The sequence below is a fragment of the Photobacterium sp. GB-210 genome, from assembly GCF_003026075.1.
GTDB lineage: Bacteria > Pseudomonadota > Gammaproteobacteria > Enterobacterales > Vibrionaceae > Photobacterium.
Genome location: NZ_PYNU01000001.1, coordinates 558,698 through 572,689 on the forward strand (window position 1 = coordinate 558,698; position 13,992 = coordinate 572,689).

Below are 13,992 nucleotides of genomic sequence, written 5' to 3' on the forward strand. Positions count from 1 at the left end.
AAAGCTGTTTAGCGTTTGGTTTACTTCAGTGGTTAAGCGTTCACTTTCCAGCTAATGGTTTCACCCGCTTTAATAGGTACGACCGTATTGCTACCAAATTGCATTTCTTCTGCTACTGTCCACGACTCTTTTACAAGCGTAATCGTATCTGTATTACGTGGTAGGCCGTAAAAATCAGGGCCATTGAAGCTAGCAAAACCTTCTAACTTATCTAGTGCGCCAGCTTGTTCAAAGACTTCTGCATAGAGCTCGATAGCTGCGTGAGCTGTGTAAGAGCCAGCACAACCACATGCTGCTTCTTTCATGCCTTTTGCATGCGGTGCGGTATCGGTACCTAAGAAAAACTTCTTGCTACCACTGGTTGCTGCATCCACTAATGCTTGCTGGTGAGTGTTACGTTTTAAGATAGGCAAGCAGTAGAAGTGTGGGCGAATACCACCTGCTAGCATATGGTTACGGTTAAACATTAAGTGGTGAGCTGTAATGGTTGCAGCGACATTGTCACCTGCATTTTGAACAAACTTTACAGCATCTGCTGTCGTAATGTGTTCAAGTACAATTTTGAGTGATGAAAATTCTTCAACAATAGGACCAAGTACCGTATCAAGGAATGCTTTTTCACGGTCGAAAATATCAACATGATTATGTGTGACTTCACCATGAATAAGAAGTGGCATACCAACTTCTTGCATCGCTTGTAATGCGGGGCGAATTTTATCAATTGAAGTGACGCCAGAGTCTGAGTTAGTCGTTGCGCCAGCAGGGTAGAGTTTTGCAGCATATACATGACCCGATGCTTTGGCTTTCTTAATTTCTTCAGGTGATGTGTTATCTGTTAGGTAGATAACCATAAGTGGTGAGAAAGTCGGGCTTGGTTGAGCATCAAGAATGCGGTCACGGTAAGCTAAAGCAGATTCTGTATCAGTAACAGGAGGGATTAAATTAGGCATGATGATCGCGCGTCCCATGTAACGGCTAATATCCCTTACTGTATCTTTTAATACATCGCCATCACGTAAATGTGTGTGCCAATCATCAGGACGAGTAATCGTTAATGTTGTCATTTTGTTTCCCTTCCAAAAAATTTGCCCGATTCTAAAAGTATCGTTGCGCTAAGTAAAGGTCATTAATTCAACAATCGGTTTGATTGTTGAATTAAAAGGCAATCGTTTGCCAAAAGAGAATATGATCACAGCACTTTAGCTAGAATCTGTGTATCATTGTCCTCTTTTCTTCATGCTTATTACTGAATAAACCACGAAAAGCATGCCTATTGCATGATAAAAAGTAAAAGGTTCATTAAGTAATGTGATAGCAAAAACTGCAGTAATAGCAGGGCCAACATTGCTGGTTAAACTTAGCTGTGATGGATTTAATTTTTGCATCGCGGCTGCAACAAAAAACGATGGCAACACAGTACAAAAGATCCCTAGCGCGATCCCAAGCAGGATAAGCATTGGATCTAGCTCGATCACATTGACGCCTTGCCATTGGCTTTGAATTAGAATAATGATCCCCGCAGATCCCATCCCGATACAGGTAAATAATTGGCTGCCCATTTGGGTAATTAACTTTTTGCTCATGATTAAGTAACAAGCGAAAACGAATGCGGACGCAATGGCCAACCCACTACCTAGCAAGACATTATTTCCCATGCTCCCTAGATCATGAAAAACAATGAAAGCGACACCAATATAGCCAAGTGCAATAGCTTTAAATGTACCTTGTGCTGGCTTTTGTTTTAGAACAGTCCAACTAATTAAAACGACGAAGCTTGGAAATAGAAAAATGAGTAGTCGCTCTAGCTGCGCACTGATATGTGCCATGGCTGCAATATCAAGGTATGACGCAACATAGTAGCCTAAGACGCCAATAGCGCTTGCCGTTAAACCATATCGTTTCAGGTTATCTCTATGCTCTGTTTTTCTTAATAGCCACAGCATCATAACAATATAAATTGGCACAGAACTTATTGCCCGTAACGACATAATCGATACCGCATCTCCACCATATTGATAAGCCAGTTTGATAAAAACGGGCTTGATAGAAAATAAAGCAGTACCGATAAGGGCATAAACAATGCCTTTATTGAGTTCAGCATGAGGGGAACTGACGTTTTCGTTAACTGGGTTGTTGTTTGAGTTCGATGATGTCATGTGATTTCTCGCTTAAAAATGAAAATAAAGCTGCGAGAAATGCGAAGGTCACTGGCTGAGCATAACTCACAGCCAGATAGCAAAACTCTACCGGCCGGATGGCAGTAGTGAATTGAGGAGCCAAATGTAACAAGTGAAAATAGTTGAATAAATCATAGTGTTGCCTGTTTATTGAACGCTAAGCTCAACTTACAAGAGATAAAAAACACTTACAAGCAATTAATTGCAATTGGTAAGCTTTTTTCTTAAATCAGACGAAAACCTTTCGCTAATAAAATCAATAAACACACGTTGGCGATAAGGCATATTGATATTAGGCAGGTATTGCATGAACACAGTACCTTGGTAATTATCAAGAAGTGTCCAATCGTTAAGTACCGCAGTAAGGGCTTTTGATTGCAAAGCTTTTTGCGCGACGAATGCAGGTAATACCGCAATACCAAAGTGATTTAATGCGGCTTCTAAACGCATCTCTGTATGATTAACAATATAACGCCCATTCACTGTCACTTTCAGCTCTTCATCTTCAGATTTAAACCGCCATTGGTTGTCAGTATTTGTTTCGCCTAGATAGATACAATCATGCTGGGCTAATTGCTTAGGGTGTGTTGGTGTACCTTTCTTTTCGAGGTAATACGGGCTTGCACATAATACCAGATCGTTAGTGGCTAACTGTTTGGCCACTAGGTTATTTTGAGGCTCGTTGGTTAACCTAAAGACGACATCTACGTCGTGATAGAGCGGATCGATTGGTTTGTCTGTAACTTGGATTTTTAGTTGTAGCTTTGGATAAGTGTCAACAAATTCCAGTAATAGAGGTTGAAGTACCTGACGACAAAACGCTTTCGGTGAGGCAATGGTGAGTATCCCTTCAATATCTTGCTTTTGCTTGCTGGCTATATTTACTACATCTTGGGCTTTCTGAAGGATATTTTTACCATATTGGTAAGCTTCTTGCCCTGCAGTGGTAAGTGACTGGCTACGAGTACTGCGTTTGATTAGTTGTACTTGAAGCTCTTTTTCTAGGCGGCTTATTTGACGACTCACGCCAGATGGTGTCACTCCCAATTTTTTCGCGGCATGACTGAAGCTTTCTGATTCTACAACCGTGACAAAGGCTGCAATATCAGGAAGAAGTTGAATAATTTTATTTTTGTCCATCAGTCACAAATCCTTTGCTTATTGGCGGTATTATCAACATCAAGTCAAACATATACCATTCAATCTTACAAGAACAGTGACAAAACCGTGTAAGAAAGGATGTGTGTGAATGGAACAGGTCGAGCAGAATAAAAGTGTATTTTTAAATACTTCATTAATAGCAACAATAGGTGTGCTAGCTGCTGCAGTTTTTTGGGGAACCAGTTTTGGTGTGGCAAAAGAATCTATGCTTTATACTGGTGTGTTGATGTTTTTGGCGATTCGTTTTTGTTGCACACTTTTAGTGATATTTCCCTTAGTCAGCAAGAAACTAAATAAACAGGTTTGGCTGCAATTAGCACCAACTGGGGGAATATTAAGTATTATTTATTTGGCCGAAACTTATGGTCTAAAACACACGACGGCTTCAAATGCTGCTTTTCTTATTAGCCTATTTATTATCTTTACGCCTGCTGTTGATGCATTGCTTAATCGTCATAAACTTGCGGTTACAGATTTATTTGCCGGATGCATTGCGATTGCCGGTGTGTGGTTATTAGTAGGAGATAGCCTGAATGCGGTAACGTTTAATATCGGTAATATTCTCATTTTGATCGCAGCACTGGGGCGTGCCGCTTTTGTGGTGACAACTAAAAAGAAAATGAATCAACAACATTGCGATCCTATGGTGGCAACATTTATCCAATTATCAGTGGTCACTGTTGTTTGTATTAGCTTATTGGTTTTCACTGTCCCTGTAGAACAATTCATCATACCTAGCGCGCCAGAGTTTTGGTTGTATATTGGCTACCTTGTTATTTTTTGTACCTTGTTTGCTTTTTACTTTCAAAACTATGGGGTGAAGCATACAAGCCCAACCCAAGTCTCTTTTTTATTGGGATTAGAGCCTGTATTTGGTGGTTTGTTTGCACATTGGTGGTTAGGAGAACGATTTGAACAGCTTCAATGGGTGGGGGCGGGATTGATTGTATTGGCCGCTATGTTCATTTCAGTGAAACCTAAATGTAAATTTTTCGCTAAAACAAAAAAGCCGATCTGATGATCGGCTTCATTTATTTGCTTAGCTTTAATTACAGTTTAAATTTATGAACGAGTTTATTTTGTTCAGTGGCTAAGCTATCTAACATGGTACTGGCTTCTGCCATTTCTTCCATTGCATTGTAGTTCGTATCAGCAATATGACTAATATCCTCTAAACTACGGGCAATGTCGGTAGTCGTCGTCCGCTGCTCTTCCGCTGATTGTGCAATTTGACTACTCATTTGACTAATTTCAATGATAATCGCTTGGATCTCTTCCATTGCGCTATTGGCATCTGATGCTTGATTAATACTGTTATCCATTTCTGTTACACAGCTTTGCATCATTTCCATCGCTTGACCTGAGCTACCTTGAAGGTTTTGGATCATCGCTTCAATCTCAGAGGTAGAGTCGGTGGTACGTTTAGCGAGAACACGAACCTCATCGGCAACAACGGCAAAGCCTCGTCCTTGATCGCCAGCACGGGCTGCTTCAATGGCGGCATTGAGTGCAAGTAGGTTAGTTTGGTCGGCAATATTACGAATAACATCTAAAATAGAACCAATATTACTGCTCATTTGTTGAAGATCAGCAACGGCTGTTACAGAGTCATCTAAACGAGTTGAAAGCTGATGGGCAATATTAATATTTTTACTCATCACTTCACGACCTGTTGCTGATGCACGTTCTACCTCATGAACACGTTCCATGGTGTTCTGTGCACTTTGCGATACATCAGTAACTGAGTGTTCCATCTCTGTCATTGCTGTTGCCACAGAAACAGTTTGCTCTCGTTGTTCATTGAGTCGCTGTTTTGCTTGTGCAGTTGTACTTTGGTTTTCTGCCGCAACTTGAGTGAGATCTTCAGATGCTTTGCTTAATTGACTTAAAATTTGTTGAAGATTGCCAGCTAACGTATTGATGTGATGACTTAGTTTATTAAACTCAATGAATTGACTGCTTTCTGTTCGCTGTGTCATATCACCATCAGTTAATGATTCAAGCGTTTTTAGCATAGAAACCAGTGGACGACGAACACTTCGTGCTAAATACCAACCGATAGAAATGGCTAATAAAATAACCACAATCGCAATACCAACAGCTTTGGTTATGCCTTGATTGTAAGTGTCATCAGCTGTTGCAATCGCTTGATCCATTTGATTGGTCGCTTGCTGATTAAATTGCTCAAGAATCGATAGTGCTTGATTCACTTCTTTAGTTAGCGTGGCAATGTTGTCATAAAGGCGCGTTTTCGCTTCAATGAATTCATAGTGTTGATCAAGCACACCGCCTTTTTTACCGATATCTAACGTGTATTGAGTAACGGATTTACCGAATGTTTCTTTTAAGCCTGAAAGTAGGGTTGTTAAGCTACGAAATGCGTTGGCAAGATGGTTTACACTGCGTTTATTCGCTTTTATTGCGGCTTTAATCTTACTGATATCGTCAGTGGCAAGGGCATCAGAAGTAATGGTTTCTGTTTCTTTTAACTTCACAAAGAAATTTTTAGCCATCATCTTAACAGCCATATTATCTTGCTCATTAATGTATTCTTTCATACCAATGCTGAGTTCAGCTTGCAAACGCTGAAAGCGTCTCGCTGATTGTTGGCGCTCATCACCGGCTAACATTTGCGCGCGATAATTACCCATCGCGGTTTGAGCTTCGCTGAAGTAACGCTGTTCTAATTCGGTTAGCGCTTTAATGTAAGACGTTAATTCTGGATTACTTTCGGCAATGGCTACAAGCTCTTTACGCGCAGAGGCGAACTCTCTTGTTGCTTTACGAAAGTCGGCTTCATAGGTTTTCATTGCGGCAGGATCTTGACTGGTTAAAAAGTCTTTAAAAGATTTGTCGGCGGCAAGAAGTTTAACACTGACTTTATTTGATATAGAGACTAAAGGAAGTGCGTCTGTTGTTACTGTTGTTAACTGATTATGGATACGGTTTGTTCCATCAAGCATGAGCACAATGGTTAAAACAAACAATGCAACCATAACCACAAAACCGGAGTACATACGACGTATGACCGAAGTTTGGCTAGATTTCTTCATAATATCCCTATATTTAGCAAAGGGTCAGTGTCATCATAATGCTGACCTATTAGTCATAAATGTAATTTGATAATGGGGTAACCCTTTATTTCGCAATCAATGCTAAATTTGCGAATCGAATTATCAAATTAACTCTAACCTATACTATCGTCAGTTCTGCTTGAGTCTTGATAGATAAATTTGTTTAGGCTTCAATTGTTTGATCGCTGCATCAAAAAAACACGAAAACGTGAAATTTTTTCTCTATTAAATCTTTAAAACAACGTTCAATATTGCGCAATAGAGTTGACTGACGCATACTCACTAACTAAACAAATAACAATGAGTTGATGGAGTCAGAAATGGCGGAAGAAACTATCTTCAGTAAAATTATTCGTAAAGAAATTCCAACTGATATTTTGTATCAAGATGACTTAGTCACGGCATTTCGTGATATCAATCCTCGTGCGCCAAGCCATATCTTAATTATTCCAAATAAATTGATCCCAACAGTCAATGATGTGGAAGCCGATGATGAGTTGATGATGGGGCGTATGTTTACTGTTGCGCGTAAATTAGCAGAAAAGGAAGGCGTGGCAGAAGACGGTTACCGTTTGATCGTCAATTGTAATCCTTATGGTGGACAAGAAGTTTACCATATTCACATGCACCTATTAGGTGGGCGTCCTTTAGGGCCAATGCTAGTTGGCTAGTCATGACGTGCTGATAACGTTATGTAATGGATAATAATTATCCCCAGATAGACACAAAGCTTGAGTATCTTTAATCTTCTCGTTGGGTATACGATAAGTGGTGTGATATTCAGGCTTTTTTATTGCGATAAATTGATTATATCAAATAGCTTATCTATTACTTTATTGGTAATCGTCGCTTACTAACATTAAAATCTAACGCGTTGCTATGTAACGGTAAATGCCGATATTAGATTTATTAGTAAGAACTTGTGGGTCATAGCTAAACGCACGATCATAAATGAGTTTCTTATAATGTTACTTAGAAATTTGATTGTCACGCTATTAAGAGGCATGTAATGAAGTATGTAATGGCATTATTTTTAGCATTAATTATCACTGGATGTAGCAGTGATCATGCTGGTATTAGTATCGAAAACAGCAATCAAAATGTCGTTATTGGTAACGCTTTTCTTGCACGTAGCTTAGTTTTTAAAGACGCTCATATAACGAAAGTTAATGGTTTAATGCAAGCCTCTGTTGAGGCAATAAACAAAGTTAACACAGATCTGAACTTGCAATACCGTATTTATTGGTATGATGGCCAAGGTTTAGAGATCAGTGGTAGTGCGGCACCATGGCATTCCGTTGCGTTGGCTGGCAACGGTAAAGTAATATTACAAGGTATTGCTGATAAAGTTGAAGCTACCCAATATCGTATTTACGTTCGTCGAGCAGTATACTGATTTAATATAAAATATTGTTAAGGTAAAACAATGAAAAAAAGCGTTCTTGCATTATTAGCGGCATCTTCATTATTAGGTGGTTGTGCCCAAACTGTCGATTATGTGAATTCGCATTTACCTGAAACTCCATCGGTAAATTTTGGCTCTAATGATCTTGATAACACGGCATCGGACTTAACAACAAAGATGTTGTCATCACCGGCTGTATCTTCAATTACAGCAGGCGGTAAGCATCCGATTGTGATTGTTGATAATATTCAAAACAATACCAGTGGACATGTTGATACTAAGTCGCTTACTAACACAATTAAGTCTAAAATTTCACGTTCAGGTAAATTTAACTTAGTCGATAAGTCTCGCGTTGATGCGGTGCGTAAACAAATGAACTTTAGTGAGAATGATCGTTTTGTTAATCAAGGTACTGCGATTCAATTTGCTAAAATGACAGGTGCGCAATACATGCTGTATGGTCATGTAACCAATACGAGCAAGCGTGAAGATGGTCAGAATGTCCCTTTCTATAAAATGACCATGCGTTTGATGGATACAAACTCAGGTTCAATTGAGTGGGCTGATTCAGGTTTAGCGCCTAAGAGTGAATCAGATTCTCAAGGTTGGTAATTTAGCCTAAATAATCGGGTAGCAATGTTGAAATTATAATGAAAGATAACGAGAGTTTTGATCCCACATTATTGTCTTTGTTACCCGATGTACAATTTCTAACAGCGAGCCCATTAGCGGGCGGTTTAACCAATCGCTGTTGGAAATTATTCCTGTACCATCCTTCAAATAATCAATCTTCCCATTACGTGTGGCGACCATTAACGAGCACGGCTCAAGCTTTTGGTATTAATCGAACGCATGAATATCAGTTATTACGTTTAATTGACGGTTCTAAATTAGCGCCAAAACCCTATGCATTGTTAGACATTAATCTAAATAATAATGAACAAGTATTAATTGTAGATTGGCTTGAAGGCGAACAAGCAGATCAACGATTTACCAATCAGCAACTGTGTCAACTTCAAGCGCGTATTCATGCTTTACCGCTTCCTACCCATCGATTAGATATTAAGCAACGTATTGAGCATTACTGGCAAACGATTGCTGCTAATTTAAAATCAAAACAATTACTATCTATTTACCATTATTTTGATAATCAGAAGATTAATCACTACTTTCCTGATACCTGCTGTCATTTTGATTTAGGGCGTTACAATATTATTGTCCCTAATGACAGTGACCGGTTAGTTGATGTGATGAACGCTAAAGTTATCGATTGGGAATATGCCAGTGCAGGCGATCCTTCTCTTGATTTAACCATGACGATATTAGCTAATGCACTTAGCCCTGAAAAAGCAGTGAAAGATTATTGTGTGGCAAGAGAGGCGTCCGATATCACTTTGGTATCTACTGATGAATGGTTAGAGGCGGTAAATTACTGGCAGCCCTGGTGTGAGTACCTAGCATTACTGTGGTATTTGGTGGGTTATCAAGTTTGGCATGATGATGAATATTTACAGCAAGCTAAACAATTAGAGCTCAAGCTAAAGCAATTGGTTACATAGAGACGTTATAGTAAATGTGAAACGTTTGTACAAGGAGACGTACTGATGTTGAAAAGAACGATAAGCATAATCTTTATTTGTGTGGTGTTATCTGGTTGCACATTTAAATTGGTATACAATTCATTGGATTTCTGGATTGATTATTACTTATCAGATTATCTTGATTTGGACTCTCAACAACAGGGTGAGTTAGAGCAAGGTCTTGAAACTGCACTTGCACAACATCGACAGCAACAATTAGCCGTATTTCATAAGTTGATTTCTGCCTTACAAACGGATCTTAAAAAACCGTTAACAGCAGAACAAATCGCCAATTATCATCAGCGTTTTACGCAAGCAGGCGAAGCATCAGTTCTGGTTTTTGTATCACCTATCATTGATGTTGTTAAAACAATGAGCCCTTCACAAATAGCAGCCAGTTTACAAGCGATTGAAAAAGAGATAACTGAGCGACGGGAAGAGCGTTTATCGAAAAGTCCAAAACAACGCCTTGAAGATCGCTATGATGAGCTTGAAGATAAAGCCCAAAAGTGGATTGGACGTCTAACGAAGCAACAAAAGCAGTTGATCCTAAGCTTAGCGCAACTGCAATTACAGCAATCCACAATTTTTCAAAATATAGCGACAGATAACTTGTCACAATTAAAGAGGATACTGAAACAACGTAATAATGCGCAGTTTTCATTGCGTGTCGAACAACAAGTGAAAAATATTCTTTCTCTTAAAAATGCGGTCTATCAAACTCAACTCGATGAGTATTTAAGCCAGCGTTTTGTCATCATGAAGCAGTTAAACGAAAGTTTAAGCCCACAGCAGTTACGCCATTTACAAGGTGAACTCACATCACTTAGAAAAGATATCGCGACATTAATTCAAAAGAAGTAGTGCTGAACGCTTTTTATCAATGCTCATAGTTTGCAAAGAAGATCATAGTTTTCATTATTATCCTGTTAAACCATATAGAAAGTGGTAGATTTATAGCGTCCTATACAAGGGCACGGATGATTTTAAAATTAAGCGAGAGGGAATTGATATGATTATTTATCTACATGGCTTTGATTCAACAAGCCCTGGTAATCATGAAAAGGTATTACAGTTACAGTTTATCGATTCTGATATCCGCTTTGTAAATTACAGTACCCTGCATCCAAAGCATGATATGCAGCATTTACTAAAAGAAGTTCATAAGTTAGTAGACGAGAATAAAGATACAACGCCACTGATCTGTGGGGTTGGGTTGGGGGGCTATTGGGCTGAAAGAATTGGCTTCTTATGCGGTATTAAACAAGTCATTTTTAACCCAAACCTTCATCCTGAAAATAACATGGAAGGACGTATTGATCGTCCAGAAGAATATACTGACATTATGACGAAATGCGTTGAAGGTTTTCGCAAAAAAAATGCAGGTAATTGTCTTTGCATACTTTCAACTAATGACGAAGTATTAGATAATCAAGCTACAAAAGATGAGCTAGATCAATTTTATGATATAGTGTGGGACGAAAATGAAACACATAAGTTTAAAAAGATCTCGCAACATCTACAAACAATAAAAGCGTTTAAAGCGCAATAATAACGAAATATATTACCTCCTATACCTTAGACGGATCATAGATCCGTCTACCTACACATATGTGGCTTTACTGGCTTCAGATCTCTTTTTGCCTAGCATTTTGCGTGCAAAACAGACCACAACAAACAGTCTGCTATGCAATAAGGTATTTGTCAGTTTAAAAAATTTATAAAATTAGAGAGGAAGTGATTTTGACTCGAATTATTGTTGTTGGAGGCGGTGCGGGTGGTTTAGAGCTTGCGACAAAGCTTGGACGTACCCTTGGTCGTAAAGGCCGTGCAGAGGTTACTCTAGTAGATCGCCGTGCAAGTCACTTGTGGAAACCATTACTTCATGAAGTAGCAACAGGCTCATTAGATGCAGGTGTAGATGCTATTAGTTATCGAGCACATGCGAAAAACCATCACTTTGATTTTCAAATGGGCTCGTTAGAAACGATAGATCGTGAAAATAAAACGATCACACTTGCTGCATTATTTGATAAGCAAAACGAGCTGTTAGTACCTGAGCGTACATTAGAATACGATATTCTTGTGTTAGCGATTGGTTCTACATCGAATGATTTTAATACTCCGGGTGTGCGTGACCACTGTATTTTCCTTGATAGCCCAGAGCAAGCACACCGTTTCCGTACAGAGATGAACAACCAATTCATGAAGTTACATGGAAACAAAGATCAAAAGACCGTTGATATCGCAATTGTTGGTGCTGGTGCTACTGGTGTTGAATTATCAGCAGAGCTTCACAATGCAGTACAAGAGTTACATAACTACGGTTTCGGTGACTTAGATAGCTCTCGTCTAAACGTAAACCTAGTTGAAGCTGGCGATCGTATTCTTCCGGCATTGCCACCGCGTATTTCTCAAGCGGCACACAGTGAGCTAACGAAATTGGGTGTAACCGTACGTACTGGTACGATGGTCACTAAGGCTGATGAAACAGGCTTAACCACAAAAGATGGCGATCATATTCCAGCACAAATCATGGTATGGGCTGCTGGTATCAAAGCACCTGATTTCATGAAAGATATTGCAGGGCTTGAAACGAACCGTATTAATCAGTTAGTGGTTAAACCAACGCTACAAACGACCCGTGATGATGATATTTATGTGATTGGTGATTTGGCATCTTGTGTGCAGGAAGATGGTTCTTTTGTTCCACCACGAGCGCAAGCGGCACACCAAATGGCAAGCCGTTGTTTCTCAAACATCGTTGCGAAAATTACAGATCGTGAACAGAAACCGTATGTGTATAGCGATCATGGCTCGTTAGTATCACTAAGCCGTTTCTCAACTGTTGGTAGCTTAATGGGTAACCTATCAAAAGGTTCGATGATGGTAGAAGGGCGCATAGCACGTATGGTGTATATCTCACTATACCGTATGCACCAAATGGCGTTACATGGGATGTTTAAAACAGGACTTATTATGTTAGTAAGCCGTATTAACCGTGTACTTCGTCCAAGCTTAAAGCTGCACTAACTTAGTCATAATGGTTTAATTGATGACATAAAAAACGCCAGCATTTTTGCTGGCGTTTTTGTTTATATCTGTTTTTTATTAGTTGATTTTAAATAACTCAACATCAAAAATGAGCACTGAGCCTGGTGGAATGCTACCTGCACCGTTATTACCATAAGCAAGATTTGCTGGAATAAAGAAACGCATTTTTTCACCAACAACCATATGTTGTAAGCCTTCCGTCCAACCTTTGATCACGCGGTTAAGTGGAAAAGAAATTTTTTCACCACGATCGACTGAGCTATCAAACACGGTGCCATTAATTAAAGTACCGTGGTAATGCACTGTTACGCTATCTGTCGCTTTAGGGTGTTCAGTCCCTGTTCCTTTTTGCAAAACAAGATATTGCAGACCAGAAGGCGTCGTTTGTACGCCTTCTTTTAATTTATTTTCCGCAAGAAAAGCTTCACCTTGCTTAATGTTTTCAGCAGCAACTTGCTTATTGTTGTATGAACGATAAAGGAAAAAAGCGAGTAATACGGCAACAATAACGGCAATAACAATTTTTGACACAATAGTTTCCTTACAAATGAATTTCTTGCATCTTACCACTGTGTCGTTTTTCTAACAGCATGAAACTGTAAAGAATGTTGTGCTTAATCGTTTAATGGTGACACATATTGGCAATGTTAGCCGTAACGATGCCATCTGTAATGGTCACTTTGTTTTTAGCAACAAAAAATTCTAGCAATTGTTCAATCGTTAAATCTTTTAACTTGCAGGTGTAAAACGTCGCATCAGCACCGTAGCTATTCGCAATTTTTTCTTTCAGTGTTTCTATTGTGTACGGCTGTTGAGATTCAATCAGTAAATTAAGGATATCGTGAGCGTGGTATGTATTCATCGGGGAGTTGTCCTTCAATATTGTTTACGAATAAAGCATAAGTGAAGGACCCAAAGAAAATGTTGATGTGTGATAATAAAGTGTATTTTAAATGCAGCTTTTTAGGTTAAGTGAATAAATCGCTTGGTACTAGCGAATAAACAAGACCATCAAGCGGTTTATTATGATAATAAATACGATTACGCGCTTCACATTCAAATTTAGCATTGCATGCTTTTGCTGTTTTTTGGCTAGCATAATTATTGATATGCGTAATGATTTCTAAGCGTGTTAGCCCTAGCATTTGAAAAGCAAATTGTACGGCTGCAATATTCGCCTCAGTCGCAAATCCTTGTCTATGACAACCTGTTTTTATCCAATAGCCTAAATTTGCACTGTTGGTCATAGGAATAATCGCACTAAGAGAAACCGTTCCAATAAACGCATCATCAAAGCGATTAAAGATGGCAAATTCATAGCTAAAATCGGTTTGCCAGCTGAGTCGACTTGCGCTTATCCATTCATGGGCATCATGTTGATCAAAGCGATTATCACACCATTCAAGCCATGGACTTAGTTCATTAACTGAGTCATGTACGGCTGCGAGAAAATCATTGAGATCAGCATTTTTAAATGGGCGAAGAATAAGCCGAGGCGTAGAGATTTCGAAATCAAGTTTCATAGCTATCCTGCCGAAATT

Annotated in this window: 15 protein-coding genes; 8 read left to right on the forward strand and 7 right to left on the reverse strand. The window is 39.1% G+C overall.

Annotated elements, in window-relative coordinates; translation table 11 throughout:
• Nucleotides 1–32: 32 nt before the first annotated feature.
• The 3 genes from pyrC to C9J38_RS02585 form a co-directional block, all read right to left on the reverse strand.
• A complete protein-coding gene (gene pyrC, locus C9J38_RS02575) occupies nt 33–1,064 on the reverse strand; it encodes a dihydroorotase (protein WP_005367079.1) in 1,032 nt (343 codons plus the stop codon).
• Nucleotides 1,065–1,217: 153 nt separating this feature from the next.
• The gene (locus C9J38_RS02580; RefSeq protein ID WP_199189211.1) at nt 1,218–2,156 is read right to left on the reverse strand and encodes a DMT family transporter; all 939 of its coding nucleotides are present in this window, start codon (nt 2,154–2,156) and stop codon (nt 1,218–1,220) included.
• A 219-nt stretch (nt 2,157–2,375) separates the two neighbouring features.
• Nucleotides 2,376–3,317, reverse strand: coding sequence for a LysR family transcriptional regulator (locus tag C9J38_RS02585; protein ID WP_107205733.1), 942 nt, complete (start codon nt 3,315–3,317; stop codon nt 2,376–2,378).
• 109 nt (nt 3,318–3,426) lie between these two features.
• Here C9J38_RS02585 and C9J38_RS02590 point away from each other — a divergent pair, with 109 nt between their 5' ends.
• A complete protein-coding gene (locus C9J38_RS02590) occupies nt 3,427–4,356 on the forward strand; it encodes a DMT family transporter (protein WP_107205734.1) in 930 nt (309 codons plus the stop codon).
• Between the two features lie 31 nt (nt 4,357–4,387).
• Here the strand turns inward: C9J38_RS02590 and C9J38_RS02595 are convergent, their stop codons facing one another.
• Nucleotides 4,388–6,355 carry a methyl-accepting chemotaxis protein gene (locus tag C9J38_RS02595; RefSeq protein WP_107205930.1) on the reverse strand — a complete coding sequence of 656 codons (1,968 nt, stop codon included), beginning with the start codon at nt 6,353–6,355 and terminating at the stop codon, nt 4,388–4,390.
• Nucleotides 6,356–6,732: 377 nt separating this feature from the next.
• Here C9J38_RS02595 and hinT point away from each other — a divergent pair, with 377 nt between their 5' ends.
• The 7 genes from hinT to C9J38_RS02630 all read left to right on the forward strand — a co-directional run bounded on the left by hinT (nt 6,733) and on the right by C9J38_RS02630 (nt 12,430).
• Entirely contained in the window at nt 6,733–7,083 is a 351-nt protein-coding gene (hinT, locus tag C9J38_RS02600; protein ID WP_005367093.1) for a purine nucleoside phosphoramidase, read from the forward strand.
• Nucleotides 7,084–7,433: 350 nt separating this feature from the next.
• The gene (locus C9J38_RS02605) at nt 7,434–7,808 is read left to right on the forward strand and encodes a YcfL family protein (protein ID WP_233217595.1); all 375 of its coding nucleotides are present in this window, start codon (nt 7,434–7,436) and stop codon (nt 7,806–7,808) included.
• A 30-nt stretch (nt 7,809–7,838) separates the two neighbouring features.
• Nucleotides 7,839–8,429 carry a penicillin-binding protein activator LpoB gene (lpoB, locus tag C9J38_RS02610; protein WP_107205736.1) on the forward strand — a complete coding sequence of 197 codons (591 nt, stop codon included), beginning with the start codon at nt 7,839–7,841 and terminating at the stop codon, nt 8,427–8,429.
• A 38-nt stretch (nt 8,430–8,467) separates the two neighbouring features.
• Nucleotides 8,468–9,376, forward strand: coding sequence for a phosphotransferase (locus C9J38_RS02615; protein ID WP_107205737.1), 909 nt, complete (start codon nt 8,468–8,470; stop codon nt 9,374–9,376).
• A 45-nt stretch (nt 9,377–9,421) separates the two neighbouring features.
• Nucleotides 9,422–10,261, forward strand: a complete 840-nt coding sequence (locus tag C9J38_RS02620) for a DUF6279 family lipoprotein (protein WP_107205738.1) — start codon at nt 9,422–9,424, stop codon at nt 10,259–10,261.
• 148 nt (nt 10,262–10,409) lie between these two features.
• Nucleotides 10,410–10,949, forward strand: a complete 540-nt coding sequence (gene ycfP, locus C9J38_RS02625; protein WP_107205739.1) for an alpha/beta hydrolase YcfP — start codon at nt 10,410–10,412, stop codon at nt 10,947–10,949.
• Nucleotides 10,950–11,140: 191 nt separating this feature from the next.
• Nucleotides 11,141–12,430, forward strand: a complete 1,290-nt coding sequence (locus tag C9J38_RS02630; RefSeq protein WP_107205740.1) for an NAD(P)/FAD-dependent oxidoreductase — start codon at nt 11,141–11,143, stop codon at nt 12,428–12,430.
• Nucleotides 12,431–12,508: 78 nt separating this feature from the next.
• Here the strand turns inward: C9J38_RS02630 and C9J38_RS02635 are convergent, their stop codons facing one another.
• From C9J38_RS02635 to C9J38_RS02645, 3 genes are all read right to left on the reverse strand, one after another.
• Nucleotides 12,509–12,982: an FKBP-type peptidyl-prolyl cis-trans isomerase gene (locus tag C9J38_RS02635; RefSeq protein ID WP_005367112.1), complete on the reverse strand. Its 474-nt coding sequence runs from the start codon at nt 12,980–12,982 to the stop codon at nt 12,509–12,511.
• A 91-nt stretch (nt 12,983–13,073) separates the two neighbouring features.
• Complete coding sequence (locus C9J38_RS02640) at nt 13,074–13,313, reverse strand: YecH family metal-binding protein (RefSeq protein ID WP_107205741.1); 240 nt, start codon at nt 13,311–13,313, stop codon at nt 13,074–13,076.
• Nucleotides 13,314–13,419: 106 nt separating this feature from the next.
• Entirely contained in the window at nt 13,420–13,974 is a 555-nt protein-coding gene (locus tag C9J38_RS02645; protein ID WP_107205742.1) for a GNAT family N-acetyltransferase, read from the reverse strand.
• Nucleotides 13,975–13,992 lie beyond the last annotated feature (18 nt).